Source organism: Citrobacter sp. Awk 2, from assembly GCF_028069815.1.
Classification (GTDB): domain Bacteria; phylum Pseudomonadota; class Gammaproteobacteria; order Enterobacterales; family Enterobacteriaceae; genus Citrobacter.
In genome coordinates, this window is record NZ_JANEWL010000223.1 from 1 (window position 1) to 985 (window position 985).

2 protein-coding genes are annotated in these 985 nt (G+C 48.8%); both read left to right on the forward strand.

Going from position 1 to position 985, the window contains the following annotated elements; translation table 11 throughout:
* Positions 1-472: type VI secretion system contractile sheath small subunit (gene tssB, locus NNO02_RS23300; RefSeq protein WP_271455880.1), on the forward strand; the 472-nt coding region annotated here is incomplete at its 5' end.
* Positions 473-503: 31 nt separating this feature from the next.
* Positions 504-985: type VI secretion system contractile sheath domain-containing protein (locus NNO02_RS23305; protein WP_271455881.1), on the forward strand; the 482-nt coding region annotated here is incomplete at its 3' end.

Genomic DNA, 985 nt, shown 5'->3' on the forward strand with positions numbered 1-985 from the left:
GCCAAAGGCACGCGTTAACCTAAAACTTGACCTGCATACCGGCGGGGCGAGCAAGAAAACAGAATTGCCGTTGAAATTACTGGTTGCAGGTGATTTCAGCAATGGTCAGGATTTCTCACCCTTATCCGGACGTGAAAAAACCAATATAACTAAAAACAATTTCGATGCTGTTCTTTCTGATTATTCCCCCAGAGTCGACCTCACTGTTAAAAATACGCTTGCTGATGACGGCAGTGAGGACACCATCAGTCTGACATTCCNGAACATGAAAGATTTCTCACCGGAACAGGTTTCCAGACAAATACCCCAGCTGAAAGCCATGCTTTCCATGCGCAACCTGCTGCGTGATTTAAAGGCCAATCTGCTGGATAACCAGGCTTTTCGAAAGGAGCTGGAAAAAATTCTGCTGAACCCGGCGCTCAGNGCGGAGCTCAGAGCCGAANTGTCATCTCTGGCACCAAAACAACCTTAACCATCACGACGTTATAACGGATTAACAAGGAATGCTCATGTCTGTTCAAAATGAAAGTACTGTGGGTGGAGAAAGCGTTGTACTGGAACGCGCTTCGGCGAATGGGGTTTACGCGTCCCTGTTTGAAAAAATTAATCTGAATCCGGTATCTGAACTGAGTGCGCTGGATATCTGGCAGGATGCGCAGGCAATGTCTGATGCGACCGCTGATGAGCGTTTAACGGCCGGGATGCAGGTCTTTCTCGAGTGCCTGACGAAATCCGGTGCAAAAGTCGAGAAACTGGACAGGAACCTGATTGATCACCATATCGCTGAACTGGATTATCAGATTAGCCGCCAGCTGGATGCCGTGATGCATCATGAAGCGTTTCAGGCAGTAGAAAGCCTGTGGTGCGGCCTGAAGTCGCTGGTCGACAAAACAGATTTCCGCCAGAACGTGAAAATCGAACTGCTGGATATGTCCAAAGAGGAGCTGCGCCAGGATTTTGAAGACAGCCCGGAAGTGACTCAGAG